Here is a 26,905-nt window from a genome sequence, read left to right as displayed (position 1 = left end):
CGGGTTGCGAAGGCTCGAACGCGTGAAACTCGATCCACCCTAGTACATCGAATGAAGCCGCCTTGCCCGCGTGGCGAGCCAATGGACCAGTTTTGGCCGGTAAGTCGTGTCCTTCTCGTTCAACCCGGCCGTGCCGTTCGGCAGATCGATGTCGAGAAATATTTCCGCATAGCGATCATCCTCCGTCCCGTCGGTGAAGAAAATCTTGAGGTGCTGAGGCTCCTCCGCGATCCTTGCAGGGTCGGACTGAATCCCGACACACACGCAATCGATCGCGTCGACGAAGAACCACTGCCCGATCTCTTGACAGATTTTGTAGAATATACTCGATTCATCGCCACGGCAGGCGAAATATCCGTAGCATTCGACAAGGACTTCCAGCAGCATATCGCTTTCGTGCCCGCTCGAATGCAGGATTAGGCGGTTCCAATAAGTATGGAACGTCACACCTTCGGCCGTATCGGATTGAGCGCGCCAGCCGGACGCGGGAATCGTCGCGCCGAATCCAACGATACCGTACAACCCGCCGTCGGCGCGGAAGGATAAATTCCAGCACTTTGCGCTATCGTCATATTTTCGGTCGACAATATCGAATGTCAGATTGCACATCGGCAAATTTTCGCGATTGCAGAAGAGATCGATCATCACCAAGAATTCCCGATTCGTCCCCCTAATGTTCTCGCACACGACGACGCTAAAGAAACGAAATTTTCGTCGCTCCAGCGGTCGCTATTCATCAATTTACTTTTCGAGATCGGATGCACTGCGAGCGTCGCGTTGAAGCGCATCTCCGGCTAGGGCCGGGCGACGGAAATCCTAACCCCCGATCGCCGCAGCCCTCGCGCGTATCCACTCCCCGGTAACCGCAGGCTGGGTCAGCGGGAACATGTGCCCGCCGGAGATCGCGGTCAGCTCGGCGCCGGCGATCGCTTGCGCGGTCGGCGGGCCATGATCCGCGAAGTTGAGGATACGATCCTCCTTCGCGAACAGGATCCCCACCGGCAGCGACAATTCGCCGTAGCGGCGCGCCAAAATCGGCATATCGACCCCGCACGCCTCGACATCCGCCGCCGCCGCCTGGAACGCCGCCGGGCGCAAGGTCAGCGCGGCGCCGCCGCGCGTCTCGAAATCGGCGGGCGCCTCCTCGGGGCCGAACAATTGCGCCTGCGCGACCTCGGGGCGGGCGCGGCTCAGCGGCGCGGCCAGCGTCCAGGCGATCGCGGCGCGCGCCACCGGTGATTGCAGCGACAGCGCCTTGAACACCTCCGGCACCGTCTCGATCGGCTGGGTGAGCGGCGCGAGCAGCGCCAGTCCGCCGATCCGCTGCGGAAACTGCACCGCCGCGGCCAGCGCGATCGCGCCGCCGAGCGAATGCCCGACCAGCAACGGCCGCTCGATCCCCAGTGCGGTGATGAGGTCAACGATCATCCGCGCCTGGACGAACAGCCCGCGATCCTTGGTGCCGGCGCTGAAGGTCGAATAACCCGATCCGGGCCGATCGACGATGATCAGCCGATGATCGCGCGCGAGCGTCTCGCTCAGCGCATAAGTGAAATTGCGCAGCTGCCCGCCGAGCCCGTGAATCATCACGATCGGCCGCCCGTGGCCGATATCGGCATAATGCAAGGTCGCGCCGTCGACCTGGACGAAATGCCCGTCGGCCGGCACCAGCCGCTCGGCGCGACGGCCGTTCCACGCGGTGAACAGCGCAAGCCCCGATAATGCGGACAAAGCGGTCACCGCCGCGCCGGCGGTCAATTTGCCTATCGTCGACATCACACCGTCCCTCCATCAGTTGCAGGCGCGCCGCAACAGTCGATCTCGCAATACCCGACGCGAGCCAGACAGGGATAGGTCGAGACTATCGAAAATCCGATTTTTATAGCCGGTTCTTATGGCGGCGAATATAAGGCGCCGCTCGGCGAGGTCGGGAGCCTCACGCTGCGCGCGGATTTCTCGTGGCGGGACCGGGTCTATTTCAAGGCCAACAACAATCCTGCCTTCGAAAGCGAGACGTTAACCCTGCTCAATGCGTGGGCGGCGTGGCGGCCGATCGACGAGCGATGGGAAATCGCGCTCTACGGGCGCAACCTCACCAATGAGCGCTATCCCACATACAAGACAGCCGGCGTGGGCGCGACAGGGGTGACCAACCAGACGGTGATCAAGACCCTCTACGGCGAGCCCCGGCAATATGGCGTCCAGTTGCGCCATTTCTTCTGAGGCGCACGCCCCGGCCGAGCCGCGAACAAAAAAGCCCCACCGGCCGATCGGGCTGGCGGGGCTGGTCGGCGGCTGCCGGTAGTGCGGCCTCTGCGGCACTCTATTCGACCGACGGGGAGCGGCTTACCCTTGAACCACCGCTATTCAGGTGAGGATCGTCGGCGCGCAGCTGAGAAATCAGCTTGATTTTCCAGGGATGGGATTTGCGCTCTGAGCAGCGTAGCACGCGTGAAACTTCGACACTCGCCAAGTGCCGACCTCTATAGTGCAAGAGCATCTGGCAGATAGAAGGGTCGAACGAGGCTTGGGTGAAGACCGGCCGGCCCTCGGAGGGGGTGCTCGTTTCGGCCGACGATATCGTCAAGAAATCGATCGCGGGCTTCGGCGTATTCTCGGTCGACGCGATCCTGAGCATTGTCGGGCTGTCGGAAAATGTCCGGCCGGGGACCATCTCTCAACGGTCCCTGGACGAACTCGGCCTGGTCTATATCATCGCCATCTATATCGCCGCTATGCTTTCGCTCGCCGCGTTCAGGCGACGACGAAGCGAGCCACCAACGCAACCTCGACGTGCTGCGTCGCGCTGAAGCCAGAGCCGCATGAGCAGCATTACGACCGCTCGGCGATTTTTCCGATAAAGCCGCGTATCCCGGCGGAGACCTCGGCCGGCGCCTCGAACGGGATGAAATGCCCGACATTCCGCAGTTCGGTATAGTGCGCCTGCGGCACCAGTTCGTGCAGCTTGCGGCCCATACCGATATTGGCGATCGGATCGGCCGCGCCCCAGATGATCTGGACCGGGCCATTCTCCTTGCGCAGTGCGCCGACCCAGCGCTCCTCATGGATATAGCGTTCGCGCACATAGCTGTAGACGTTGGGGAGGCGGATATTGCCCTGCTCGTGCGCCAGCAAATCCTCCATCACGCGTCTTTCTTCTGCGGTCACCACTTCGGGGCGCGCCATCAGTTGCTTGAGCCGGTCGACATAGCTCGGCATCAGTTCCGCGACCATCTTCATCCCCGCTTGCAGCGAGGATGCGTCCTGCAGCGTCTTTTGAAAGTCGTTGAGCGTCGCCATGCCCTTGATCACGCTGCCGTTGAGGAAGGTCGAGCCGGACAGGTCGAAGGTCAGCGTTCCCGCCTGCTTGCGCGCGAGCAGCTCGGTATGGACCGAAGTGCCCATATCGTGGCTGACGATATGCGCGCTCCGAATGCCAAGCGCGCGCATCAGTCCTTCGATCGTATCGGCCTGCTGGAACAGCGAATAGCTCCATGCCTCGGGTTTGCTCGAGAGGCCGAAGCCGACCAGATCGAAGATGACGCAGTCGAATGACCGCCTGAGGTCTTCCTGCACCGACTTCCAGTCGTAGCTCGATGTCGGAAAGCCGTGGATGAACACCAATGTCGGCCCACGGCCGTCGCGCTGGTAATAGATTTCGTTGCCGAACACCGAGGCCAATTTGCCGCGCGCGCGCCAGGCGCGGGTCTGTGGGGATACGTCATTCCCCAGCGGCGCGGCATCATGGCGCTGCGACGGCAACAGCCCAACCCGATAGGGATCCGCGATCGCGTCGGCGGGCGCTTGCGCCCCTGCCGGCGCTGCGAGCAGCGGAACCATCGAACTTCCGGCGGCGATCGGCCCCAGCGCCAGCATGCCGCGACGCGACAAATCCATCGCCCACTCCCCTTCATATTTGCCCCGGCGACCGCTTCGGATCGCGCATGCCGTGATCCTAGGGGCGGCGATCGGGCGGCGACAGCGCTAAGCCAATAGCCGAAATACATAGCGGCTATGTCATCGCCATTGCGCCACGCACCGGTTAGCGTGCCGGCAACGACAAGGACCAGGGGAGCGCATCATGGCCATGACGAGGCTCGCAATCCGCGCATCGGCAATCGCGCTGGCGGCCATGACGATGCCCGCGGTTTCGGCCGCGCAACCGGCGCCGGTCAAACCGGTCGACGCCTTTCTCGCGAAAACGATGCGCCCCGCGCCCAACCGCGAGCCGGTCATCCAACACCCGCGCCAGTCGGGCGCGGCGCAGGCGGCGCTGGCCGCGGCGCGGGCGAAATTCGGCCGTCCCCCGAATATCGTGATGATCCTGATGGACGACGTCGGCTGGAGCGATCTGGGCGCGTTCGGCGGGGGCATTGCGGTCGGCAGTCCCACGCCCAATCTCGATCGCCTCGCCGCAAGCGGATTGCGGCTGACCTCGGCCTATTCGCAACCCTCGTGCACGCCGACACGCTCGTCGCTGCTGACCGGCCGGCTGCCGGTGCGTACCGGGCTGCTCAAACCCTATCTGCCGGGCGAGAACAGCGCGGCGACCGGGCTGAACGGCGAGGTCACGCTTGCCGCCTTGCTCAAACAAGCGGGCTATACCACCCAGGCGATCGGCAAATGGCATCTCGGCGGGGCGAAGGAGACGCAGCCGCAGAATGTCGGCTTCGACGATTATTACGGCATCCTCACCTCGTCCGACGATTATACCGCGTGGCGCGAGCCATGGCGCAATCCCGATCTGGTCAATGACCCCGACCGCAAAGCCTGGGCGGCGGCGGGTGAGACGATGGCGATCGTTTCGGGGCGGACCGGCGAGGAGGCGAAGCCGGTCTATCCGATCGATCTCGACACGATCCGCTTCGTCGACGAGAAATTCACTCAGCGCGCCACCGATTTCATCGCCTCACGCAAGGATCAGGCGAATCCGTTCTTTCTCTATTTCGGCACGCGCGGCGCGCATTTCGACAATTATCCCCACCCCGCATTCGCCGGCAAATCGCCGGGGCGCTATCCGTTCAAGGACGTGATCGTCGAGCTGGACCATCGCGTCGGGCAGGTGGTAGCGGCGCTGCGTCAGGCCGGACAGCTCGACAATACGATCATCATGATCGCGTCGGACAACGGCCCGATGGCGGAAACCTTCCCCGATATGGGAACCACGCCGTTCCGTTCGGCGAAGGGCTCGATCTACGAGGGCGGGATACGCACGCCGTTCATCGCCTCCTGGCCCGGCGTGATCGCGCCGGGGCGCGTGTCCGACGGGCTGTTCGATCTGATGGACGTGTTCGCGACCAGCCTGTCGCTGGCCGGGCGGCCCGATCTGGTGCCGGGCGACCGCTATATCGACGGCATCGACCAGAGCGGCTTCCTGCTCGCCGACAATGGCGAGAGCGCGCGGCGCGTGGAATATTATTGGGCGACCAATGTGTTCATGGGCGCGCGAGTCGGCGAATTCAAATTCCTTGTGCGCGACCAGAAAACCGAAAGCGACGATAGCTGGCCGAGATCCAGCCCGTTTTCAGCATCGGTCAGCGAGCTGATCTATGGCGGGAAGATGTTCAACCTCTACATCGATCCCAAGGAGGAACATGCGCTCGCTCCACTCAAACAGCCGCAGATCCCGGTGCTGACGCATGCGATCCGCGCGCATCTCGACACGTTCAAAAGCTATCCGGCGAAGGTGCCGCTGCGCTGATTATGATGCTGGCATGAATTGATATAGGCTGGCGCGATGGAGTTGCGTCACCTCGAACAGATTGTGGCCGTGGTCGAGGCGAAGGGGTTCAACGGCGCGGCGCGCACGCTTGGCGTATCGCAACCAACGCTCAGCAAGAGCATTGCCCGGCTGGAGGCAGAGCTTGGCATCCAACTGTTCGAGCGTTCCGCCGAGGGGACGCGCCCGACGTCGCACGGCGAATTCCTCGCACGCCGCGCCGAGCCGCTCTTGCACGAGGTGGCCAAGCTGCGGCGCGAGATCGGGCAGCGCAGTCGCGGCGAGGTCGGCCAGTTGACGATCGCGGTCGGCGCGGTGACGCATCTGAAGCCGCTACCGATGGTGATGCGGCATTCGGCGGTCGAATTTCCCAATTTGCAACTGGCCGTCAAACGGGTGCGCCGCTCGCAACTGGCGCGCGGCGTGCAGGAGGGGCTTTACGACATTTCGTTCACACGAAAGGAGAATGCGGAAGGATTTCCTGATCTGATCCGGGTCAAGCTGTTCGAGACTGACATCATCATGGCCGTGCGGCCCGGCCATCCCCTGCTCGAGCGGGCGCCGGTCGGCCCGGCGGCGGTGCTCGATTATCCGATGGCGCATCTGCAGATCGATCGGTCGCTTCTCTCCTGGATCGGCTCGATGACGAACGCGCAGGATGCGCATCTGCGCGCGCTTTTGACGGACGAACCGGAACTGATCCGCGTCTATCCGTTCGGGACCGATCGGATCGCGCGAGGACCGCGCTTCGTGTTCGAACGAGATCTTGTGTCGGGCGCGCTGGTGGAACTGCGCACCACCGGGCATTGGCCGTTCGAATGCTGGATGCTCACCACGCGCGGACTGTGGAGCGTGCCGCTGGTGCGCAAGATTGCCGAATTCTCCAAACGCCGGTCGCTATAGTCGCAGGGAATAACCCCGAAGTATTCTTTGACCAAGCGCAAGGCGTCCGTCCCACGTTAGCCTGATTCAGATGCATCGGAGCGGGAGGGGATGATGCGCAGAATATTTTGGGGGGCGACCGCTTTGTCAGCGGTTACCATGCTGCATATCGCGCCGGCATCGGCACAGATCGCCAGCGGCGAAGGAGCGGCAAGCGTGCCAGCCGATATCATCGTGACCGGGACGCTGATCCGCGGCTCGCGCGAGGATGCGCGCGCGCCGGTCGACGTGATCGGCGCGCAGGAATTGCAGCGGCAGGGCAGCCCCACCGTCGTCGAGTTGATAAAGTCTCTGCCGACGTCGACCGGCGTGCTGGGCGACGCCAATCAGTTCGACGCGCGCTCGCAAGGCACCGAGGGGATCGCGACGGTCAATTTGCGCGGGCTGACGCCGGAGCGGACCCTGGTGCTGCTCAACAGCAAGCGGCTGGTGGCGACCGGCGCGGGTGCGCCGACCGTCGACATCAACCTGATTCCGCTCGCCGCGATCGGCCGGGTGGAGGTGCTCAAGGACGGCGCCGCCGCAACTTACGGCTCGGATGCGATCGCCGGCGTGGTCAATTTCATCACCCGCACCGATCAGCAGGGTTTCCGCGTCGCCGGCAGCTACAAGCACGTGCCGGGCAGCAATGGCGATTTCGACGGCTCGTTGAGCTACGGCCATCGCGGCGACGGGCTGCGCTTCCTGGTTGCTGCCGGCTATCAGACGCGCGGACAATTGCTCACTCTCGATCGTGCCTTTTCGTTGCGCCCCTATCCCGAAAACCCGCAGGGCGGCTGGACCCAGGCGGGCCATCCGGGCAGCTTCGTGCCGATCAGCGCATCCGGCGCCGCGCTCGGCCCGATCCAGAGCGATGCGAGTTGCGTGCCGCTCGGCGGTTATGTCACGACGCGCAACCGCTGCATCGCCAACAATCCGCAATTCGACGCGCTGACCGAGACCGAGCGGCGCGGCCAGGTGTTTATCGACATCACTGTCGATCTGCCGCGTGCGATGGAGTTGCAGGCGACCGCGCTGTACGGATGGTCGGATATTCCGCGCTATCTCGGCTCGCCTTCTTTTTTGCCGTCGCTCCCGCCCTCGCTCGTCTCTTTGGGCGGGGTGGATCGCAGCAGCGTGTCGGGTTTCTACGTGCCGGGCGATAATCCGGGGCTGCAGGCCTATCGCGCGCAGAATGCGCTGCCGGCCGCCACCGCGGGTGTGGTGTTTCCGACCTTATTCTACCGTCCGTTCCAACTCGGCGGAAACCCGCTGACGCTTGACGATCCGGACAATCCCGGCTCGTCGATCGGCAGCCGCAGCTCGAATAGCGCGCGGTTCACGCTCGCGTTGCGCGGGCCGCTGACCGAGGGGATCGATTTCGACATTTCCGGCACCTATCATCAATATAGCCGGATCATCCGCGGTGCCGACATTTACGGCGACCGACTGCAGCTGGCATTGCGCGGGCTGGGCGGCGCGAATTGCGACATTGCGGCGAGCACGCCCGGGCAAAACGGCTGCCTGTGGCTCAACCCGTTCGGCAATGCGGTCAGCGGCAATCCGGTGTCGGGGCAGACCAACCCCAATTATGTCGCATCGGTGGCGAATTCAATCGAGCTGGCGCGGTGGCTGTACGTGCCGCACATCCAGCGCATCGATACCTCGCTGCTCGTCGCGGACGCGGCGATTTCGGGCGATACCGGGCTTCAACTGCCAGGCGGCGAAGTGAAATTTGCGTTCGGCGGGCAGTTCCGCCGATCGACCTATCGCTTCACGCCAAGCCAGTCGGCCGATCTGGCGACGACGCCGTGCCGTGAGACCCCGATCAACGGCAATCTCGGGCCGTGCGCGCCGAGCACGGTCGGTGGCCCATCGGCGCAGGCAGGCGGCGCGTTCGGCTTCCTCGGCACCACCACCGCGACCCAGGCGAGCGGCAACGTCTGGGCAACCTTTGCCGAGCTGCAATTGCCGATCCTCGATTCGCTCAATGGCCAATTGTCTGCGCGGTACGAGGATTATGGCGGGCTGGTCGGCTCGACCTTCAACCCGCAGGGGCGGCTGCGTTTCCAGATGACCGAGTGGCTGGCGGTGCGCGGCGGGCTGGGCACCACCTTCCGCGGCCCGCCGGTGCAATATCTCACCACCAATTCGTTCACCGGGCTGCAGCTGATCGGCTCGGCATTCCGCCCGGTCGAGGTGTTCGGCACGCCCGCACTCAAGCCCGAATCCTCGACTAATATCTCGGGCGGCGTGCTGTTGGCGATCGGCGGCCTCAAGGCGAGCATCGACTATTTCCGTTACAATATCCGCGACACGATCGTCTCGGATCCGCTCGCCGGGATGGTCTCGACGCTGACGGCGGGCGGCAATTGCGACGATCCCGCCTTTGCCACGCTGCGTCAGCGCTTCTATTTCAACGGCGGCGGCGGGGTGGCCGGCGCGGGAATATGCAACGTCGGCAATATCTCGCGCGTGATCACCAATTATCAGAACGGCGCCAAAGTAACCAATTCGGGCCTCGATATTCTGCTCGATTATAGCGCGGAGGTCGGGCCGGTGCGGATCGGCATCGGCGGATCCGCCACCTATAATATCGAATATCGCACTGGGGAGGAATCGGTCGCCGGCGTCGTCGTTCAGCCTGGCTTCGACGCGGCCGGTAAGTTCAACTTCCAGACCACCGCTTATCCGGTGCCGCGCTGGAAGGGCCAGGCCTATGTCGAGGCCAGATACGGCCCGCTGAACGGGCGCATCACCTTCAATTACGTCGGTAAGATGTATGATCAGCGCGCGGATAGCGCGACCGGCATCTTCGGGCCGAATGCGAATATTCCGGGCAGCCCGGCATTGCCGCAGGGCACCTATATCGACTCATTCAAAACCGCCGATTTCACGCTGCAATATGAAATCATGCCGGAGACTATGTTGAGCCTGTCGGTGATCAACCTGACGAACCGCAATCCCCCGTTCGCGCGGCTCAATTACAATTACGATCCGTTCACCGCGAGCGCCTTGGGCCGCCAGTTCAAGATCGGCCTTTCCACGGCGTTATGACGAAAGGGGAATTGGCGATGGCGAGTGTCGCGGCGGCGGGCATGTCCCCCGGCGAGTAGGAGGCGCGGGTGCCGGGGCCGGAACATCATTTCCTGACCAATTGCCGGTGATCTCGCGCTCGATCTCATAGAGCTACCCGATACGCTCGAGTGCCTCGTGTGCGATCCCGGATTTTTGCGACACCAGACGTCGTGGAAATCGCCTCGCCAATACCGTGCGCGAAGGGCTGGGCCGGCTGGGTTTCACCACCCTGTACATTGAACCCGGCAGCCCGTGAGAGAGCGCTCATACTCAAGCAAGGGACGTAGCAGCTCGGGGGACAGCGTTACCGCCGTCTCGGGAACAACAGGGCGCCGTACCGGGGCGCCCACGCCACTGACGCCGACAAAATGGGCCGGATCCCAGTTCTAACTGTCGCTACCGGCCCAATTTTACACGGCGCCCGACACGTCCTCCAACCCGTGCCCAGAATTTGCCCAAAAAAGTTGGTCAAAACGGGTAAAATCGGGTCAAATTTGGCCGTTTCGGGCTCATTTCCACGCCCGGCTTTTTCAACAAAAACCCCGCTAACCCATTGGATTAGCGGGGCTTTCGATGGTGGGCGTGGCAAGGATTGAACTTGCGACCCCTGCGATGTCAACACAGTGCTCTACCACTGAGCTACACGCCCACGGGGAGTGGGGCCTTTAGCGGGCAGTTATGCGGTGCGCAAGCACCGGATTCGATTAATTGAGCCCGCTCACGTGATCGGTCTCGAACATGCGGTCGACCTCCATCACCAGGTCGCGCAGGTGGAACGGCTTGGACAGCACGCGGGCCTGCGGCATCGTTTTGCCGGCCTTCAGCGTGACCGCGGCGAAACCGGTGATGAACATCACGCGCAGGTCCGGCGCGATCTCCGCCGCTTTCTGCGCCAGTTCGATCCCGTCCATCTCGGGCATCACGATATCGGTCAGCAGCAGGTCGAATCGCTCGGTCTCGATCAGCGGCAATGCGGCGGTGCCGCGGTCGACCGGCGTCACGGCATAGCCGGATCGCTCCAGCGCGCGCGTAAGATATTCGCGCATCACCTGATCGTCTTCGGCCAGTAGAATCCTGATCATCGTAGGGTCGCTTAATCCTTGCCTTCTGGCCTCGCGAAACGCCGGGCGACAATATGCGGCAACCAATTAACATTTTCCACCCGCAACCCGCCCGTTGCGACGAGCCGCCACCTGCCATAGGCTCGCACATCGATGCCAAACTCGTTCGACATCCTCGGCCCGGACCAGCCCGAAAGCCCGGTGGTGATCTCCGTCCCGCATGGCGGGCGGGATTACCCGCTGGCGCTGCGCGCCAATCTGCGCGTGCCGGTGGAGGTGCTGACGACGCTGGAGGATCGCCATATCGACGCGGTGGCGCGCGCGGCGCGCGGACGCGAGACGATGTTCATCCAGCGCATCGGCCGGGCGTGGATCGATCTCAACCGCGCCGAGCACGAGCGCGATCCGCGCATCGACGAAGGCGCCGGGGAGAGCCAGCCGACCGCCAAGGTGCGCGGCGGGCTTGGGCTGGTGCCGCGCCGCACCGCGCGCGCGGGGGAATTGTGGCGCCAGCGCTTTTCAGCCGAGGATATCGCCGCGCGCATCGCCGCCGATCACCGCCCCTATCACGTCGCGCTGAGCGAGGCGCTGGCGCATGCGCGCAAACGGTTCGGCTGCGCGGTGCTGCTCGATCTCCATTCGATGCCACCGATCATCGACGGCAGCGCCCGGGTCATCACCGGCGACCGGTTCGGCCGGGCGAGCGCGGTGCGCTTCGTGCGGCGGGTGGAGGCGGCGATCGCCGCCGCCGGGCTGCGCCACGCGCGCAACGCGCCTTATGCCGGCGCGCATATCCTCGATCGGCACGGCAAGCCCGCGGGCCATATCCACGCGATCCAGCTCGAGATCGATCGGTCGCTTTACCTCGACCCGCTGCTCGATCAGCCGGGGCCAGGCTTCGCGTCGATGGTGGCGCTGGTCCGCGCGGCGATCGACGCGCTGGCCGACGAGGCGCTCGATAATCCCCACTCGCTCGCCGCGGAGTGACGAACCAATAAAAAAAACCACCTCGCGCTCGGTGGCGCGAGGTGGCCAAGGTTCAGGGAGGAGACACGCCAGAGGCGTGCCATACGGCGCCGCGAAAGGGGGGACACGACACCGTACGCGACCAACATAAGTCTCAGGCGACGGGTTGCAAGACCCTTGCCCGCGCAACCGGCTCTTTTTATCGCTACGGGGGAGAATTTGATCCGAATTGGGGAAAATTTACGCGCCCCACCGCTTCCCCGCCTTGTTCATGCGGGGCGAGAGATGGAAGCCGGCCTTGGCGAGGTTTCAGCCCGCCAGCGGCGGGATCATCCGCGCGAGCACCTTGTCGCGCAGGATGAACTGGTGGCGCAGCGCCGCGGCGATATGCACCGCGACCAGCACCAGCATCAGCCAGCCGAGCGGGCCGTGCGCGGCACCGCCCAGATCGGCGGTGGCGCCCGACGCCGGCAGATAAGGGATGTCGAACGCGCCGAACCATTGCAGCGGACGGCGATGATCGGGCCCCGATACCATCAGCCAGCCGGATAGCGGCAGCGCGACGAGCAACACATAGAACAGGCCGTGGACCGTCCGCGCCGCGCTGCGCTCCCACGCCGGAATCTCGGGGGGCAGCGGCGGGGCGCGATGCCCCAGCCGCCAGCCGAGCCGCGCCGCGGTCAGCACCAGCACGGTGATCCCCGCCGCCTTGTGCGCCGGCATCAGCGCGCGCAACGCGGGGATCGCGTCATGCCCGATGCCGACGAGCAGGTTGAACAGGACGAGTAACGCGATGAGCCAGTGAAGCGTGACCGCGACGCCGGAATAGCGCGCGTCGACCATCGGCCTGTTCATCGCGTCCCCCTCCCCGTTGTTTACACCGTCAGGGTCGGCTGCGGCACCAGGCCGAGGCGCACCTGCCGCGCGAAGATATCGCGCATCAGCGCAAGCGAAAAGAGATGCGCGTGGATCAGCGGCAGCATCCCGGACTTGGCCATCTTGCGCAGCTGATCACCGCGCAGATCGACCAGTTTCTCCTCGTTGACCATCTGGAAGCCGCGATAGACGAACGGCTGCTCATAGCCTTCGTGCTGGATCGAAACCTCGCCTTCCATCAGCAGCTCGAGCTCGCGCAGCTCCTGCGCGAAGGCGGCGGTGCGCTGCCCGGCCTGTTCGAACGATTCGTTGAACGACAGGATGTTGCGGGTCAGCTCGGTCGGCTCGCTGCCGTCGAACAGCGCATCGCCCTCGTCGAACGCGCCGACCGTATCGCTGGTCGGATCGAAGCACAGCGACAATTCGTCGGCATCCGGGCGCAGCCGCGCGAGCATGAACGGATAGCGGCGGACATAGGCCGGGACGTAGAAATTCTCTTCGGTCAGCTTGCCCTCGGCGTCGATGAACACGTTGACGCCTTCGTTGAGCCCCATCAGCGCCAGCGGCACGGGGTCCTCGCCCGCGCTGAACACGATCGGCATGAACCGCTGCGCCAGCGGAAATTCCTCGACCGTCAGCGGGATGGCGTGCTGCCCGCGCAGGAACGGCGCGACATTGGCCGGGCGAATACGATAATTGGCGTGCAGCTCGCTCGAAAGCGGCTCCAGGCCGTTGTAGAAAAGCGGAAGCTGCTGCGGCGCGCTGGCCATTAGTCTCTCCAGTCTCAACAGATGCGATTGCGGCCATCAGAGTCTGTTGGAAAAGCCCTTCGGGTCTTTCGGACGGCGCCGCACATGCGGTGAAACCGCCCTTTCCAAACAGACTCTCACGCCCCCTTCGCAGGCCCTATTCGGCCGGCCCGCGCGGCGCAAGCGCCACGAGCTTGCCGGGGTTCATGATATTGTGGGGATCGAGCGCCGCCTTGATCGCGCGCAACGCGCTCATCCGGGCCGGCGAGGACAGCCGCTCCAGCTCGCCGAGCTTCATCTGGCCGATCCCGTGCTCGGCCGAGATCGACCCCCCGGCGGCGACCACTAGATCGTCGACGAACTGCGTGACGACCGGCGCTTCCTGCGCCAGCCAGCGCGTGCGATCCGCCCCGGCGGGCGCGCGGACGTGGAAATGGACGTTGCCGTCGCCGAGATGCCCGAAGCCCGAGGCGCGGGTGCCGGGGAAGCGCGCCTCGCACGCCGCCGCCGCCTCGATCATGAAGCGCGGCATCGCCTCGATCGGCACTGAGATATCGTGCTGCGCCGCAGGGCCGGTCGCGCGCTCCGCTTCAGAAATCGATTCGCGGATGCGCCAGAAGGCATCGGCCTGCGCCTCGCTCGCGGCGATCGTCGCGTCGGCCACCAGCCCGTCGGCCAGCGCGGCGCCGAGCATATGTTCGACGATCGCGGCGGGCGCCTCGCGCGCATCGTGCGCGGCGGTCACCTCGATCAGGGCATGCCATGGATGCGCGCCCGACAGCGGCGCACGCGTGCCGGGGATATGCCGCAGCACCGCATCGAGCGATTCCGCGGGGAGCAGCTCGAAACTCTCGACGCCCTCGCTCGCGCGCTGGAAGCGACGAAGCAGCGTCAGCGCCGCTGCGGGGTCGGCCAGTCCGACCCACGCCACCGTGCGCGCCGCCACCGCCGGCACCAGCCGCACCGTCGCCGCGGTAACCACCCCCAAGGTCCCCTCCCCGCCGATCAGCAATTGCGTGAGGTCATAGCCGCGATTGTCCTTCTTCAGCGCGGCGAGGCCGTCGTGGATCTGGCCGTCGGGCAGCACCGCCTCCAGCCCCGCGACCAGCCCGCGCATCGTCCCGAAGCGCAGCACCTGCGTCCCCCCGGCATTGGTCGAGACGAGCCCGCCGATCGTCGCCGACCCTTTCGCGCCGAGCGACAAGGGGAAACGCATCCCGACCGTCGCGGCGACGGCGTGAAGCTCGGCGAGGATCACCCCCGCTTCGACCACCGCGAGTCCGGCCTCGGCGTCGAGCGACCGGATCGCGTTCATCCGCCGGAGCGAAAGGATCGCCGCGCCGCCGTCCGCCGGCGGGGTCGCGCCGCCGACCATCGAGGTATTGCCCCCCTGCGGCACCAGCGGCACGCGGTGCGCCGCCGCCGCCGCGACGATCGCGGCTACCTCGGCGGTCGATGTCGGCGCGAGCAACAAGGCGGCATGGCCATGCCAGCGGCCGCGCCAATCGGTTTCCCACGGCGCGATCTCGGCGGGATCGGTGACAATCACGCGCGCCGGCAAATGGCCGGCGAGCGCATCGACAAGGCGGATCTGGTCGGGGGTCATCATCTTCACCTTCGCACGCAATTCATCCACGGTTCAAATCCCATCCGCCACGCTTCGTCCCGTTTGCCTATGTTCGATCGCGCCCTGCCCATCCTGACGCTCACCGCGCTCACGCCCTTGCTGGCGTCGGCGAGGGAGCCCGACGCCTTCGCGATGGCGGGGACGCAATGGGCGCAGGTGATCATCCACGAGCGGATGGTGATCCGCATCCCGCGCACCGATTCGAACGACAATGCGCGCCCGCTCTACCGCGCGCCGCCCACCGCAACCGGGTGGCGCGAGAATCGCGCGCCGAAATGCGTTTCGTCGGATTCGATCGTCGCGGCGGCGATGGACGGCGGCGACGTCGATCTGGAAATGGTGGACGGCGCACGGGTGCGCGCCAAACTGGGCGACGATTGCCCGACGCTCAAATTCTACACCGGTTTCTACCTCAAGCGCACCTCGGACGGGATGATCTGCGCCGGCCGCGACGCGCTGCGTTCGCGTTCGGGCGCACGCTGCGATATCGTCCGTTTCCGCGCCCTGGTCGCGCAGCGATAGCGCCCCGACACCACAAAAACTTGACTTTTCGCGCGCAATCGCGTTCCGGCGGAGAGGGCGCGCGCCTTGCCGCTCTTTCTCGGAACCGCCATGAGCTTCGCCGATCTCGGCCTGTCAGATGAACTGCTTCGCGCCGTAGCCGATACGGGCTATAACGAGCCGACCCCGATCCAGGCCTCGGCCATCCCCTCGGTGCTGATGATGCGCGACATCATCGGCATCGCACAGACCGGCACCGGCAAGACCGCCTCGTTCGTGCTGCCGATGATCGACATCCTCGCCCACGGCCGCAGCCGCGCGCGGATGCCGCGCAGCCTGATCCTCGAACCGACCCGCGAACTCGCCGCGCAGGTAGCGGAGAATTTCGAGAAATACGGCAAATATCACAAACTCTCCATGGCGCTGCTGATCGGCGGCGTGCAGATGGGCGATCAGGTCAAGGCGCTGGAAAAGGGCGTCGATGTGCTGATCGCCACCCCCGGCCGGCTGATGGACCTGTTCGAGCGCGGCAAGATCCTGCTCACCGGGTGCAACCTGCTCGTGATCGACGAGGCAGACCGGATGCTCGACATGGGATTCATTCCCGATATCGAGACGATCTGCACCAAGCTGCCCGCCACTCGCCAGACCCTGCTGTTCTCCGCGACGATGCCCCCGCCGATCAAGAAACTGGCGGATCGCTTCCTCAGCAACCCCAAGACGATCGAAGTCGCGCGCCCGGCGACGACCAACACCAACATCACGCAATGGCTGGTGCCGGTGAAGGGCTCGGCGTTCGACAAGCGCGACACGCTGCGCGCGCTGCTGCGCGGTGAAGAGGTGCGCACCGCGATCATCTTCTGCAACCGCAAGACGACGGTGCGCGAGCTCAACAAGAGCCTCAAGAAGCACGGCTTCGCCTCGGGCGAAATCCACGGCGACATGGAGCAGCCGGCGCGGCTGGCCGAGCTCGACCGGTTCAAGCAGGGCGATATCAACATCCTCGTCGCCTCCGACGTCGCGGCGCGCGGGCTCGATATCAAGGGCGTCAGCCACGTCTTCAACTTCGACGCGCCGTGGCATCCCGACGATTATGTCCACCGCATCGGCCGCACCGGCCGCGCGGGCGCGACCGGCGTCGCTTACACGCTGATCGGCAAGGACGACGAAGAGAATATCGATAATATCGAAAAGCTTACCGGGCAGAAGATCGCCCGTCTTGCCGCCCCGGCGGTCGAAGCGGCAGAGGATCGCCCGGCACGCGAGGAAAAGCCGCGCCGCGGCCGCCGCCCCCGCGCCGATGAAGCCGCGCCGGCACCGGACGCACCGCGCAGCGCGCGCAAGTCCGCCCCCGCCGCGAAGACCGCACCTGCCCAGAAGGCCGAGCGCGCACCCGAACCGCGCCGCCAGCGCGAGCGGCGCGACGACACCCCGGACGACGGGTGGAACGGGCCGGTGCCGAGCTTCCTGAGCGTTTCGATCGAGGCCTGAGGCCCTTGGTCGCGTTGCGCTACCGGATAGCCGGTCGCGCGATGCGGCTGTGGTGGCGAATGGCGCGCCCGCGGACATTCGGGGTGCGTGCGTTGCTGACCGATCCCGCGGGGCGCATCGCGCTGGTTCGTCATCATTATATCGCCGGCTGGTATCTGCCCGGCGGCGGCGTCGACAAAAACGAGAGCGCCGAGGAGGCGATCCGCCGCGAACTCGCCGAAGAGGTCGGGCTGGCGGATGTCGAGATCGCCGGGCTGCTCGGGGTCTATCACAACCGCAGCCAGGCGAAGGACGATCATGTCGTGGTGTTCGTCGCGCGCGTGGCCGATCCCGCCGCGCTCCACGCCGCCGACGCGCGCGAGATTGCCGAGGCCGGCTGGTTCGCCCCTGATACACTCCCCGAAGGCACCTCCCCCGCCACCCGGCGCCGCATCGCCGAGCATCTCGCGGCGCGCCAAGGGCATGGGGCGTGGTGATGTCCGTGATCCGGCTACGCGGTCGCCAGAGCACCGCGCGTTAAATCGGCTTCAATTTACCGGTCCACCCCGGCGAGGGCCGGGTTCCAGTCACGAGCGGCCTGATGCTGGACCCCGGCCTTCGCCGGGGTGGATCAAGGTTGCTCACGACGCTCGAACGCCGGCGCCCTGGCATCTGGGTCCCCGCTTTCGCGGGGACACGGATTAAGCGATAGCGCCGCGTCTGCCCGTTCCGGTCTGGACTTTAAGCCCAGCGCCCCTAAGTCCCCCGCCATGCTTACTTCCGATCAGGCGCGCGATCGCGCTCAGGATATCGTGGCGCGCGCGGTCCGCGCCGGCGCCGATGCCGCCGATGCGATCTTCGCCGCCGATGCCTCGAGCGAAGTATCGGTCCGGCTCGGCAAGCTCGAGGATGTCGGGCGGTCGGAAAGCGAAGATCTCGGGTTGCGCGTCTTCGTCGGGCACCGTTCGGCGAGCGTGTCGACCTCCGACCTGTCGTCGCAGGCGATGGACGCGCTGGTCGAACGCGCGGTGGCGATGGCACGCGAGGCGCCCGAGGATCTTTGGGCCGGGCTCGCCCCGGAGGAGCGCTTGCTCCGCGGCGCGCCGCCGGCGCTCGACCTTGAGGATCGCGCGGAACTGTCCCCCGCCGAATTGCGCGAGATCGCCGCCGCGACCGAGGATGCCGCGCGCGCCGTCCCCGGCGTCACCAACAGCGAGGGCGGCGGCGCCAGCGCGTCGCGAAGCGTGATCGCGCTCGCCACCAGCCACGGCTTCGCGGGCGGCTATGCCACCACCGGCTTCGGCCTCTCCGCCAGCGTGATCGCCGGCGAGGGCGGCGGGATGCAGCGCGATTACGCCTTCCATTCCGCGCGCCATCGCCACCGGCTCAATGCGCCAGAGACGATCGGGCGCGAGGCGGGGCAGCGCGCGGTGGCGCGGCTCGATCCCGGCCGGATGGAGAGCGGCGCGATGCCGGTGGTGCTCGATCCGCGCGTCGGCGCCGGATTGCTCGGGCATCTGACCGGGGCGATCTCCGGCCCGTCGATCGCGCGCAAGACGAGTTTCCTGCTCGATGCGCTCGGCACCCGGGTGTTCGCCGCGGGGATTCGCATCTGCGACGATCCGCACCGCCCGCACGGGCTGCGCTCGCGCCCGTTCGACGGCGAGGGGCTGCCGGTATCGCCCACCGCGCTGGTCGAGGACGGGGTGCTCGAAACCTGGCTGCTCGATTCGGCCTCCGCGCGTCAGCTTGGGCTGGAGCCGACCGGGCATGCCGCGCGCGGGGTCGGCGGCGCGCCGGGGGTGTCGACCAGCAACCTCTATCTCGACGCGGGGCATGTCCCGGTCGAGACGCTGATCGCGGATATCGTCAGCGGGGTCTATGTCACCGAAATGATCGGTCACGGTGTCAACGGCGTCACCGGCGACTACAGCCGCGGCGCGGCGGGCTTCAGAATCGAGAATGGCGAGATCACCAGCCCGGTCGCCGAATTCACGATCGCGGGCAATCTCAAGGATATGTTCCTTGCGCTGACCCCGGCGAACGATCTCGAATTCCGCTACGGCACCAATGTCCCCACCTTGCGTATCGACGGAATGACGGTCGCGGGTGGCTGACGCGCGGCTCAGCGAAGCGGTCGCGGGGGTCGCCCGCGAAGCCGGGGCGCTCGCGATGGCGCGCTGGCAGACCGATTTCGCGCGCTGGGAAAAGATGCCGGGAAGTCCGGTGTGCGAGGTCGATCTCGATATCGACGCGATGCTCCGCGCGCGGCTTACCGCGTTGCTCCCCGATGCCGGCTGGCTGTCCGAGGAAACCGCCGACAGCGCCGAACGGCTGACCCGCGACCGCGTCTGGGTGGTCGACCCGATCGACGGTACGCGCGACTATATCCGCGGACGCCCCGGCTGGGCGGTGTCGATCGCATTGGTCGAACACGGCCAGCCGCTGCTCGCGGTGCTCGACGCCCCGGCGCGCGGCGAGGCATGGCGTGCCGGCGCGGGGACGGGCGCGACGCTCAACGGCGTTGCGATCCGCGCGGGCGATCGCGCGATCTTCCCCGGATCGCGCGTGCCGACCGACGCCCTGCCCAAGGTCGACCGCGATCTGGTCGCGGTGGAAAAGCCCAATTCGATCGCGCTGAGGATGGCGATGGTCGCCGACGATCGCGCCGATCTGGTCGCGACCTTGCGCTGGGGCAATGAGTGGGACATCGCCGCCGCCGCGCTGATCGCGGCCGAGGCCGGCGCGGCGACGAGCGACGCCTTCGGCGCGCAACTGACCTTCAACAAACCCGATCCGCGCGCCTTCGGGGTGATCGTTTCGACGCAGGGGATTCACGCCGCGGCGGTGGAGCGGCTGCACGACCGCGCCGAAGCGATCGTGGCGGAGGGGCGGTAACCCGGCCTCCTCCCCCTGGTGTCCCCGCGAAGGCGGGAGCCCAAATCTACTTCTGGCAGGCCACCACCGTGGCGATCACCCCCAGCGTATCCTGCGGATCGCGCACCCGCACCGTATCGAGCCCGAGTTCCTTCGCCGGATAGTCGTTCCCGCCGGGGAAGATCGCGTCGCCGACGAACATCATCGCCTCGAGCGGGATCCCGCTCTCGTCGCGCAACCGCTTCAACCCATAGGCCTTGTCGACCCCCTCGCGGGTGATGTCGATCGAGGTCGATCCGCCCATGTTGATCGCCAGCCCCGGCAGCCGCTGGCGCAGATCGGCCTGGATCAACCGGCGCTTGGCGAAATCGGGGTCCCATTTCTCCTTGGCTTCGAGCGGCGCTTGCTGCCCGAGTGCGGAGAAGGTGATCTGGCTGCCGCGATCCTCGATCCGCTCGCCCCAGGTCTGCCCGGGAACGAAGCCGGTCGCGTCGAGGCTGGCGTTGAACGCTTCGATGATCCGCTGCTTCTCCGCGTCGGAGAACAATTCGGCATAGACCGCACCCCACGCGCCGTTGCGGAAGGTGTAGAGCTTGGTCCCGGTGGTCGGCATCAGCCACAATTTCGCGACATCGGCGCGCGCGGGGAGCCGCGAGGCGACCTGTTTGTCGAACTGCGGCCAGTCCCCGCCCGAGATCACCGCAACATCGGCGACGGTGAGCAGATCGGCCAGCGCCTCGGCCATGTCGGGCTGGATCGCCTGCTTGCTCTCCGCCAGCGTGCCATCGAGATCGAACGCCACCAAACGCTTCACATCATTCTCCCAAGGATCAGATTATCGATCGCATGCGCCACGCCGTCGGCATCGTTGGCGGTCGTCACGTCGTCCGCCTCGGCCTTCACCGCATCGGTGGCATTGCCCATCGCGATCGATCGCCCGGCGCGCGCGAACATCGCGAGGTCATTGGCCTGATCGCCGATCGCGATCGTCTTGGTGAGCGGCACCCCGATCGCATGCGCCAGCGCCGCGATGCCGTCGCCCTTGTTGGCGGTGCGCGCGGTGACGTCGAGATAATAGACCTGCGACTGGACGATCGTGGCGCGGTCGGCGAAGGGCTTCACCCGCTCGGCCAGCGCGACGAGCAGTTCGCGGTCGTCGCTGACGAAGGTGATTTTGTCAGCCCGGTCGAGCAGATCGTCGAACCCGGCACGCACGACCGGCTCCTGCGCCGAGGCGATCCGCTCGTGATCGACATGCACGCCCTGATCGGTCGAGGCATACCAACGGTCGTCAGCGAACACCCAGCGATCGACCGCCGCATCGTCCACCGCCTCGAACACGCCGCGCGCCACCTCGGGCGGGATCGTGTGATGCTCGGCGATCGAGCCGTCGCGGCGGAACACGATCCCGCCGTTGAACGCTCCCATCGGCACATCGAGCCCGAGCCGCTCGGCGAGCGCCATCATCCCCGACATCGGCCGCGCGCTGATCAAGGTGAAGCCGAAGCCGTGCGCGCGCAACCGAGTGACCGCCGCGACGGTCGCCTCGCTCAGCCGCTTCTGCTTGTCGACCAATGTGCCGTCGACGTCGCAGACCACCAACGTCATTCGGGACGCTCGATATGCCCGCCGAAGCCGTAGCGCATCGCGGAGAGCAATTTGTCGCCGAACAGATGATCGACCCGGCTGCGATAGCGCGCGAACAAGGCGGTGGTGAGCACCGACACCGGGGTCGCCTGCTCCATTGCCGCGTCGATCGTCCAGCGCCCCTCGCCCGAATCCGCGACATTGCCGGAATAATGCGACAGATCGTGATCGCCGGCCAAAGCGGTGGCGGTGAGATCGAGCAGCCAAGACGAGATCACCGATCCGCGCCGCCACACCTCGGCGATATCGGCGAGGTTGAAATCGAATCTCTCGCCCTCGGGCAGCTGCGCCGCATTGCGCCCGGCGAGCACGTCGAAGCCCTCGGCATAGGCCTGCATCAGCCCATATTCGATGCCGTTGTGGACCATCTTGACGAAATGTCCCGCGCCGACCGGGCCGGCGTGGATATAGCCTTTCTCGGCGCGCGGATCCTCATTGTCCGCGGGATCGCGATTGGGGGTGCGCGGCACGCTCCCCGTTCCCGGGGCGAGCGTGTCGAAGATCGGATCGAGCAGGTCGACCGCGGCCTTGGGTCCGCCGATCATCATGCAGAAGCCGCGTTCTAGCCCCCACACCCCGCCGGAAGTGCCGACATCGACATAATCCACGCCCTTCGCGGCGAGCGCCTTCGCGCGGCGGATATCGTCTTTCCAGAAGGTGTTGCCGCCGTCGATCACGATCGTGCCGGGCGCGGCCTTCTCGCCGATCGCGGCGACGGTCTGTTCGGTCGGGTCGCCCGCGGGGAGCATCACCCACCAGATCGCCGGATCGGCGAGCAGCCCGCGCATTGCGTCGAGCGAATCGGCGGGGATCGCGCCCTCGCCGGCCAGTTCCTTCACCGCATCGGCGTTACGATCCCACACGACGCATTGATGCCCCCCGCGCATCAGCCGCCGTGCGATATTCCCGCCCATCCGGCCAAGGCCGACGATGCCGATCTTCATGCTGGTCCCTCCGCCACTACCGCCCCGTTCAATCGCCGGGCGCGGATATCGTTCCGCAAGGGAATCGTCAGGCAGCGGCAGGATGCTTGGCCGCGATCGCCCCCAGCAGATCGTCGAACGAGTGGATGAACGAATGCACCCCCTCGGCGACGAGCAAGGTCGTCACCCCGTCGAGATCGAGTCCGAGCCGCTCGGCGTCGGCGAGCACCTTGCGCGCGCCCTCGATATCCTGGGTCAGCGTCTCGGCGACGGTGCCGTGATCGCGGAAGGCGTCGAGCGTCTTGGGCGGCACGGTGTTGACCGTATCCGCGCCGATCAGCGTGTCGATATAGAGCGTGTCGGGATAATCGGGGTTCTTGGTCCCGGTCGAGGCCCAGAGCAGCCGCTGCGGCATCGCGCCCTTCGCGGCGAGCTTCTGCCAGCGATCCGAGGCGATGAAATCCTGATACCAGGCATAGGCCGCCTTGGCGTTGGCGATCGCGACCTTGCCCTTCAGCGCCTTGGCCTCGTCCCCGCCGACCCCGGCGTCGATCTTGTCGTCGATCTTGCTGTCGATGCGGCTGACGAAGAAGCTCGCGACGCTGGCGAGGCGATCGATCGGCTGCCCCTTGGCGACACGCGCCTCGAGTCCCTCGACGAACGCCAGCGCGACGGCCTTATATGCCTCGATCGAGAACAGCAAAGTCACGTTGACGTTGATCCCCGCGGCGATCGACGCGGCAATCGCGGGCACGCCCTCCGGCGTCCCCGGGATCTTGATCATCAGATTGGGGCGATCGACCGCCGCCCACAGCCGTGCCGCCTCAGCGATCGTGCCGTCGGTATCCTCGGCCAGCTTGGGCGAGACTTCGAGGCTGACATAGCCGTCCTTGCCGTTGAGCCGGTCGTAGATCGGGCGCAGCGTATCCGCGGCGTTCTGGATGTCCTCGATCGCGAGATGCTCGTAGCGCGCCATCGCCGACGCATCGGGATTGGCCTTGTCGAACGCCGCGAGACTTTCGTCATAAGCCGTGCCGTGGCCCATCGCCTTTTCGAAGATCGACGGGTTGGAGGTGACGCCGGTGACGCCGTCCTCCTTGACCAGTTTAACCAGCCCGCCCTCGTTCAGAAACTTCCGGTCGACGAAGTCGAGCCACACCGCCTGACCGTGGCTTTCAAGGTCGTTGAGGTGTCCCATTGCATTCAACTCCATATTCGAACGGTAGAATTCCGATATTTGGCGGCCGGCCCGCCGCTGCAACCCCGAATCAGCCCTGCAGCGCTTCCTTGGCGACCTGCGCGACGTTGCCGACGGTGAAGCCGAACGCTTCCATCAGCTTGCCCGCCGGTGCCGAGGCGCCATAGCCCGACATGGTGACGGTGCGGCCCTTGGCGCCGACATAGCGATCCCAGCCGAACCCGCCCGCCATCTCGACCGCGACGCGCGCGGTGATCTTGGCCGGGAGCACGCTTTCGCGATACGCCGCATCCTGCCGCTCGAAGCGGAACCACGACGGCATCGACACGACGCGCGCCGCGATCCCCTCGCTCTTGAGCTGCTCGTAAGCGCCGAGCGCCAGCGACACTTCGGAGCCGGTCGCGATCAGGATCACCTGCGGATCGGGGCTGTCGGCGAGGACATAGGCGCCCTTCGCCACGCCTGCGGCGCTGGCGTACTTGCTGCGATCGAGCGTCGGCAGCGCCTGACGCGACAGGATCAGCGCGGTCGGATGCTGGCCGTCGCTGACGATCGCGCGCCACGCCTCGGCCACCTCGTTCGCATCGGCCGGGCGGATCGTGTCGATTCCCGGGGTCGCACGCATCATCGCGAGATGCTCGATCGGCTGGTGGGTCGGCCCGTCTTCGCCCACGCCGATCGAATCGTGCGTGTAGACCCAGGTGCAGCCCAACTCCATCAGCGCCGAGAGGCGCACCGGCGGGCGCATATAATCGAGGAACACGAAGAAGGTGCTGCCATAAGCGCGCAGCCCCGACAGCGTCATGCCGTTGACGACCGCGCCCATCGCATGTTCGCGCACGCCGAAGTGGAAGTTCGCGCCGCCGTAATTGTTCGCCTCGAACGATGCCGCGCCCTTGATGTCGGTCTTGGTCGAGGGCGCGAGGTCGGCCGACCCGCCGATCAGCCACGGCACACGCTTGGCGATCGCGTTGAGCACCTTGCCCCCCGCATCGCGGCTCGCGAGGCCCTTTTCGTCGGCCTCGAACACCGGGATATCGGCATCCCAGTCCTCGGGCAGCTTGCCGGCGAGGATCAGATCGAGCTCCGCGGCCAGCGCCGGCTCGACTTCCTCATATTTGGCGAGCGTCGCCTGCCATTCCTCACGCAACGGGCGGCCACGCCCGGCGACCGCCTGCTCGAACGCCGCCTGCACGCCCTCCGGCACGTAGAAATCCTTGGCCGGCCAGCCATAGGCTTCCTTGGTCTTGGCGATATTCTCGACGCCGAGCGGCTCGCCATGCGCCTTTTCGCTGCCGGCGCGCGGGCTGCCCCAGCCGATCACCGAATGGACGATGATCAGCGTCGGCCGGTCGTCGGTCTTGCGGAACGCGTCGAAGGCGGCGGTCAGCGCGGCGACGTCATTGGCGTCGTCGACATGGATGACGTTCCAGCCATAGCCGAGGAAGCGCTTGCCGACATCCTCGTCGAACGCGAGATCGGTGCCGCCCTCGATCGAGATATGGTTCGAATCGTAGATCCAGCACAGGTTGGAAAGCTTGAGATGCCCGGCAAGGCTCGCCGCCTCGGACGCGACGCCTTCCATCATGTCGCCGTCGCCGCACAGCGAATAGACGTCGTGATCGAACAGGGTGAAGCCCGGCTTGTTGTAGCGCGCGGCGAGCCAGCGCTCGGCGATCGCCATGCCGACCGAATTGCCGCAACCCTGCCCGAGCGGGCCAGTGGTCGTCTCGACCCCGGTGGTGTGGCGATATTCGGGATGGCCCGGGGTCTTCGAGCCAAGCTGGCGGAACGCCTCGATATCTTCAAGGCTCACCGCCGGACGCCCGGTCGGCTTGCCGGTGCGGTCGAGTTCCTTCACCCCGGCGAGGTGGAGCAGCGAATAGAGCAGCATCGAGGCGTGACCGACCGACAGCACGAACCGGTCGCGATTCGGCCAGTCGGGGGTGTCGGGATCGTAGCGGAGGAATTTGGTCCACAAGGTCCAGCCGACCGGCGCGAGCGCCATCGGCGTGCCCGGGTGGCCCGAATTGGCGCGCTGCACCGCGTCCATCGAAAGCGTGCGGATCGTGTCGATCGCCAGCCGTTCGGGGCTGCCGTCTTCGTGAACGCCGGCGGGGGCGGTAGCGGTGTCGGTCATCAAAGAGCCTCGTTCGGGGTCATAGGGGCGAACGCACCGGTCGGGCGCGCGGTTGCCGATTCCCCGCCCCCTTAGGGTCCAAACTCACATAGGACAACGCCGTGATCGCCCGGAGAAGTCCGCGGGCAAAGGGGTTCCCACAAAGTAGGACTTTGTGGGGTGCCCCATGGAGCGCAGCGCAGACGCTTAGCAGTCGCTACGCACAAGCAAGCGACGCCGTCCAGCGGACTTCTCCGGGCGACCGCTCCGCGGCGGGCGTCTTTTGGCGCCATGCGGCGTCGCGCGTCGATCACGATGCAGAAGCATCGCTCTCTCCTTGCTCCTGGCCCGGCGCCAAAATCCGCTCCGTCACGACGCTGTCCTATGTGAGTTTGGACCCTAGCCACTCGATCCGTCGCGTTCCAGCCTCGTAACATTACCGTCGGCGGCAATATATGCCGCATCGACCTCATCGAGAAACAGGCCGTGGCCCAATGCGCCCGGAATCGCGGCGATCCGCGCGGCCAGCGCGCGCGGATCGGGCATCGCGGGAAAGTGGCAATCGGCGATGATATTGCCATTGTCGGTGACATAACCCGCGCGCACCGCCACCGCCGCGCCGAGCCGTTCGAGCGCCGCGACCACCGAGGCGCTCGCGAAGGGCAGCACCTCGACCGGGACTTTCGCCGCGCCGATCGCCGCGACTCGCTTCGATCCATCGGCGATGACAACCATCCGGCGCGAGGCGGCAGCGACCGCTTTCTCGCGCAGCATCGCCCCGCCCGCGCCCTTGATCGCGAACAGCCGCGAATCGATCTCGTCGGCGCCGTCGATCGTCAGGTCGAGCGTGGCGATCGTGCTGAAATCGCGGACGACGACGCCGACGGCGCGCGCGGCGGCAGCGGTCGCTTCGCTGGTCGCGACCGCCTCCACCCTCAGCCCCTCCGCGATGCGGCGCCCCAGCGCGGCGATTGCGAACGCCGCGGTGCTGCCGGTGCCGAGCCCGACGAGCATCCCGTCGGCCACCTCCGCCACCGCCGCCTCGGCGGCGAGTCGCTTGTCGTCATCCTTCGCCATTGCCACCCTTAAGCATCGAGCAGGCAATATGATCCGTTCGCCCTGAGCTTGTCGAAGGTTGTCCTTCTTGCTTGGAAGAAAAGTGCAGGGCTTCGA

Annotated in this window: 23 protein-coding genes and 1 tRNA gene; 10 read left to right on the top strand and 14 right to left on the bottom strand. The window is 66.1% G+C overall.

Going from position 1 to position 26,905, the window contains the following annotated elements; genetic code table 11:
* Nucleotides 1-39: 39 nt before the first annotated feature.
* Nucleotides 40-645, bottom strand: a complete 606-nt coding sequence (locus NED98_RS19640) for a hypothetical protein (RefSeq protein WP_265314133.1) — start codon at nt 643-645, stop codon at nt 40-42.
* Nucleotides 646-816: 171 nt separating this feature from the next.
* Nucleotides 817-1,776 (bottom strand): alpha/beta fold hydrolase, encoded by a 960-nt coding sequence (locus tag NED98_RS19635; protein ID WP_265314150.1) that lies wholly within the window; start codon nt 1,774-1,776, stop codon nt 817-819.
* A 755-nt stretch (nt 1,777-2,531) separates the two neighbouring features.
* On the opposite strand from NED98_RS19635, the gene NED98_RS19625 reads away from it, so the two are divergent.
* Entirely contained in the window at nt 2,532-2,810 is a 279-nt protein-coding gene (locus tag NED98_RS19625) for an MFS transporter (RefSeq protein WP_265314132.1), read from the top strand.
* Nucleotides 2,811-2,832: 22 nt separating this feature from the next.
* Here the strand turns inward: NED98_RS19625 and NED98_RS19620 are convergent, their stop codons facing one another.
* Nucleotides 2,833-3,897 carry an alpha/beta fold hydrolase gene (locus NED98_RS19620; protein WP_265314131.1) on the bottom strand — a complete coding sequence of 355 codons (1,065 nt, stop codon included), beginning with the start codon at nt 3,895-3,897 and terminating at the stop codon, nt 2,833-2,835.
* Nucleotides 3,898-4,081: 184 nt separating this feature from the next.
* On the opposite strand from NED98_RS19620, the gene NED98_RS19615 reads away from it, so the two are divergent.
* The 3 genes from NED98_RS19615 (at nt 4,082) to NED98_RS19605 (ending at nt 9,697) form a co-directional block, all read left to right on the top strand.
* Nucleotides 4,082-5,701 (top strand): arylsulfatase, encoded by a 1,620-nt coding sequence (locus NED98_RS19615; protein ID WP_265314130.1) that lies wholly within the window; start codon nt 4,082-4,084, stop codon nt 5,699-5,701.
* A 36-nt stretch (nt 5,702-5,737) separates the two neighbouring features.
* Nucleotides 5,738-6,622, top strand: coding sequence for a LysR family transcriptional regulator (locus NED98_RS19610; RefSeq protein WP_265314129.1), 885 nt, complete (start codon nt 5,738-5,740; stop codon nt 6,620-6,622).
* A 195-nt stretch (nt 6,623-6,817) separates the two neighbouring features.
* Entirely contained in the window at nt 6,818-9,697 is a 2,880-nt protein-coding gene (locus NED98_RS19605) for a TonB-dependent receptor domain-containing protein (protein ID WP_265314127.1), read from the top strand.
* A gap of 595 nt (nt 9,698-10,292) precedes the next feature.
* Here NED98_RS19605 and NED98_RS19600 read toward each other — a convergent pair.
* A tRNA-Val gene (locus NED98_RS19600) sits at nt 10,293-10,367 on the bottom strand.
* A gap of 55 nt (nt 10,368-10,422) precedes the next feature.
* The gene (gene cpdR, locus NED98_RS19595; RefSeq protein WP_265269524.1) at nt 10,423-10,800 is read right to left on the bottom strand and encodes a cell cycle two-component system response regulator CpdR; all 378 of its coding nucleotides are present in this window, start codon (nt 10,798-10,800) and stop codon (nt 10,423-10,425) included.
* Between the two features lie 132 nt (nt 10,801-10,932).
* Here cpdR and NED98_RS19590 point away from each other — a divergent pair, with 132 nt between their 5' ends.
* Entirely contained in the window at nt 10,933-11,766 is an 834-nt protein-coding gene (locus NED98_RS19590) for an N-formylglutamate amidohydrolase (RefSeq protein ID WP_265269525.1), read from the top strand.
* 288 nt (nt 11,767-12,054) lie between these two features.
* On the opposite strand, the gene NED98_RS19585 is transcribed toward NED98_RS19590, so the two are convergent.
* The 3 genes from NED98_RS19585 to NED98_RS19575 form a co-directional block, all read right to left on the bottom strand.
* A complete protein-coding gene (locus NED98_RS19585) occupies nt 12,055-12,600 on the bottom strand; it encodes a cytochrome b (protein WP_265269526.1) in 546 nt (181 codons plus the stop codon).
* Between the two features lie 20 nt (nt 12,601-12,620).
* Nucleotides 12,621-13,391 (bottom strand): SapC family protein, encoded by a 771-nt coding sequence (locus NED98_RS19580; protein WP_179512288.1) that lies wholly within the window; start codon nt 13,389-13,391, stop codon nt 12,621-12,623.
* 136 nt (nt 13,392-13,527) lie between these two features.
* On the bottom strand, nt 13,528-14,976 hold the full coding sequence (locus NED98_RS19575) for an FAD-binding oxidoreductase (protein WP_265269575.1): 1,449 nt from the start codon (nt 14,974-14,976) through the stop codon (nt 13,528-13,530).
* 69 nt (nt 14,977-15,045) lie between these two features.
* Between NED98_RS19575 and NED98_RS19570 the strand changes: the two genes are divergently transcribed.
* The 5 genes from NED98_RS19570 to NED98_RS19550 all read left to right on the top strand — a co-directional run bounded on the left by NED98_RS19570 (nt 15,046) and on the right by NED98_RS19550 (nt 19,866).
* On the top strand, nt 15,046-15,519 hold the full coding sequence (locus tag NED98_RS19570) for a hypothetical protein (RefSeq protein WP_179512289.1): 474 nt from the start codon (nt 15,046-15,048) through the stop codon (nt 15,517-15,519).
* Between the two features lie 90 nt (nt 15,520-15,609).
* Nucleotides 15,610-16,989, top strand: a complete 1,380-nt coding sequence (locus tag NED98_RS19565; protein ID WP_179512290.1) for a DEAD/DEAH box helicase — start codon at nt 15,610-15,612, stop codon at nt 16,987-16,989.
* Between the two features lie 14 nt (nt 16,990-17,003).
* Nucleotides 17,004-17,465, top strand: coding sequence for an NUDIX domain-containing protein (locus NED98_RS19560; RefSeq protein ID WP_209547672.1), 462 nt, complete (start codon nt 17,004-17,006; stop codon nt 17,463-17,465).
* Between the two features lie 273 nt (nt 17,466-17,738).
* Nucleotides 17,739-19,085: a TldD/PmbA family protein gene (locus NED98_RS19555; protein WP_265314126.1), complete on the top strand. Its 1,347-nt coding sequence runs from the start codon at nt 17,739-17,741 to the stop codon at nt 19,083-19,085.
* On the top strand, nt 19,078-19,866 hold the full coding sequence (locus NED98_RS19550; protein WP_265314125.1) for a 3'(2'),5'-bisphosphate nucleotidase CysQ: 789 nt from the start codon (nt 19,078-19,080) through the stop codon (nt 19,864-19,866). The genes NED98_RS19555 and NED98_RS19550 overlap by 8 nt, the downstream gene beginning before the upstream one ends.
* Before the next feature lie 46 nt (nt 19,867-19,912).
* On the opposite strand, the gene NED98_RS19545 is transcribed toward NED98_RS19550, so the two are convergent.
* The 6 genes from NED98_RS19545 to rpiA all read right to left on the bottom strand — a co-directional run bounded on the left by NED98_RS19545 (nt 19,913) and on the right by rpiA (nt 26,809).
* Nucleotides 19,913-20,659 (bottom strand): HAD-IIB family hydrolase, encoded by a 747-nt coding sequence (locus NED98_RS19545; RefSeq protein ID WP_179512293.1) that lies wholly within the window; start codon nt 20,657-20,659, stop codon nt 19,913-19,915.
* Nucleotides 20,656-21,453, bottom strand: a complete 798-nt coding sequence (locus tag NED98_RS19540) for a Cof-type HAD-IIB family hydrolase (protein WP_265314124.1) — start codon at nt 21,451-21,453, stop codon at nt 20,656-20,658. The genes NED98_RS19545 and NED98_RS19540 overlap by 4 nt, the downstream gene beginning before the upstream one ends.
* The gene (gene gnd / locus NED98_RS19535; protein WP_265269531.1) at nt 21,450-22,436 is read right to left on the bottom strand and encodes a phosphogluconate dehydrogenase (NAD(+)-dependent, decarboxylating); all 987 of its coding nucleotides are present in this window, start codon (nt 22,434-22,436) and stop codon (nt 21,450-21,452) included. The genes NED98_RS19540 and gnd overlap by 4 nt, the downstream gene beginning before the upstream one ends.
* 67 nt (nt 22,437-22,503) lie before the next feature.
* On the bottom strand, nt 22,504-23,613 hold the full coding sequence (tal, locus tag NED98_RS19530) for a transaldolase (protein ID WP_179512296.1): 1,110 nt from the start codon (nt 23,611-23,613) through the stop codon (nt 22,504-22,506).
* Nucleotides 23,614-23,683: 70 nt separating this feature from the next.
* On the bottom strand, nt 23,684-25,753 hold the full coding sequence (gene tkt / locus NED98_RS19525) for a transketolase (RefSeq protein ID WP_265314123.1): 2,070 nt from the start codon (nt 25,751-25,753) through the stop codon (nt 23,684-23,686).
* Nucleotides 25,754-26,131: 378 nt separating this feature from the next.
* Nucleotides 26,132-26,809 carry a ribose-5-phosphate isomerase RpiA gene (rpiA, locus tag NED98_RS19520; RefSeq protein WP_179512298.1) on the bottom strand — a complete coding sequence of 226 codons (678 nt, stop codon included), beginning with the start codon at nt 26,807-26,809 and terminating at the stop codon, nt 26,132-26,134.
* Between the last annotated feature and the right edge of the window lie 96 nt (nt 26,810-26,905).

This window comes from Sphingomonas lycopersici (genome assembly GCF_026130605.1).
GTDB lineage: Bacteria > Pseudomonadota > Alphaproteobacteria > Sphingomonadales > Sphingomonadaceae > Sphingomonas > Sphingomonas lycopersici.
Note: the sequence above shows the minus strand (reverse complement) of the source record. Positions and strands in the feature narration are given on the sequence as shown.

Bases quoted from the DNA above. Each gene is read 5' to 3' on its own strand.
- NED98_RS19640 (WP_265314133.1), bottom strand. From the start codon at position 645: ATGATCGATCTCTTCTGCAATCGCGAAAATTTGCCGATGTGCAATCTG.
- tkt (WP_265314123.1), bottom strand. From the start codon at position 25,753: ATGACCGACACCGCTACCGCCCCCGCCGGCGTTCACGAAGACGGCAGC.
- gnd (WP_265269531.1), bottom strand. From the start codon at position 22,436: ATGAAGATCGGCATCGTCGGCCTTGGCCGGATGGGCGGGAATATCGCA.
- NED98_RS19610 (WP_265314129.1), top strand. From the start codon at position 5,738: ATGGAGTTGCGTCACCTCGAACAGATTGTGGCCGTGGTCGAGGCGAAG.
- NED98_RS19540 (WP_265314124.1), bottom strand. From the start codon at position 21,453: ATGACGTTGGTGGTCTGCGACGTCGACGGCACATTGGTCGACAAGCAG.
- tal (WP_179512296.1), bottom strand. From the start codon at position 23,613: ATGGGACACCTCAACGACCTTGAAAGCCACGGTCAGGCGGTGTGGCTC.
- NED98_RS19585 (WP_265269526.1), bottom strand. From the start codon at position 12,600: ATGAACAGGCCGATGGTCGACGCGCGCTATTCCGGCGTCGCGGTCACG.
- NED98_RS19565 (WP_179512290.1), top strand. From the start codon at position 15,610: ATGAGCTTCGCCGATCTCGGCCTGTCAGATGAACTGCTTCGCGCCGTA.
- NED98_RS19590 (WP_265269525.1), top strand. From the start codon at position 10,933: ATGCCAAACTCGTTCGACATCCTCGGCCCGGACCAGCCCGAAAGCCCG.
- NED98_RS19635 (WP_265314150.1), bottom strand. From the start codon at position 1,776: ATGTCGACGATAGGCAAATTGACCGCCGGCGCGGCGGTGACCGCTTTG.
- NED98_RS19570 (WP_179512289.1), top strand. From the start codon at position 15,046: ATGTTCGATCGCGCCCTGCCCATCCTGACGCTCACCGCGCTCACGCCC.
- cpdR (WP_265269524.1), bottom strand. From the start codon at position 10,800: ATGATCAGGATTCTACTGGCCGAAGACGATCAGGTGATGCGCGAATAT.
- NED98_RS19620 (WP_265314131.1), bottom strand. From the start codon at position 3,897: ATGGATTTGTCGCGTCGCGGCATGCTGGCGCTGGGGCCGATCGCCGCC.
- NED98_RS19575 (WP_265269575.1), bottom strand. From the start codon at position 14,976: ATGACCCCCGACCAGATCCGCCTTGTCGATGCGCTCGCCGGCCATTTG.
- NED98_RS19555 (WP_265314126.1), top strand. From the start codon at position 17,739: ATGCTTACTTCCGATCAGGCGCGCGATCGCGCTCAGGATATCGTGGCG.
- rpiA (WP_179512298.1), bottom strand. From the start codon at position 26,809: ATGGCGAAGGATGACGACAAGCGACTCGCCGCCGAGGCGGCGGTGGCG.
- NED98_RS19615 (WP_265314130.1), top strand. From the start codon at position 4,082: ATGGCCATGACGAGGCTCGCAATCCGCGCATCGGCAATCGCGCTGGCG.
- NED98_RS19580 (WP_179512288.1), bottom strand. From the start codon at position 13,391: ATGGCCAGCGCGCCGCAGCAGCTTCCGCTTTTCTACAACGGCCTGGAG.